The sequence below is a fragment of the Bradyrhizobium uaiense genome (assembly GCF_010811875.1).
In the GTDB taxonomy this organism is placed as follows: domain Bacteria; phylum Pseudomonadota; class Alphaproteobacteria; order Rhizobiales; family Xanthobacteraceae; genus Bradyrhizobium; species Bradyrhizobium uaiense.
On the sequence record NZ_VKHP01000900.1, the window covers coordinates 1 to 245 of the forward strand.

At 66.5% G+C, this 245-nt stretch carries 1 pseudogene; it reads left to right on the top strand.

Features of this window, described 5'->3' with window-relative positions:
* Window positions 1–130 (top strand): annotated as a pseudogene (locus FNJ47_RS52470) (amino acid ABC transporter substrate-binding protein); the annotation flags it as partial.
* Window positions 131–245: the final 115 nt, after the last annotated feature.

The following is a 245-nucleotide window of genomic DNA, read 5'->3' on the forward strand; positions in this document are numbered from 1 at the left end:
GCGGCGCGGTCTGGTGCACCAGGACCGAGAACGGCTATGCCGGCGTTCCCGTCGATCTCGGCCGCGAGATGGCGTCGCAGCTCGGTGTTTTCCGTTGAATACGTCGTGCACCAGAATTCCGGCCAGACGCAGCAGTCGCGACAACATCGGACGTCCTCCACACCGGGTCTTGCGCCCGACCGGCGCGCAACAAACCGCACGAGGCCGCTTTGCGCAAGCGGCGGTTCGCGCAAGGGAGCTATCCG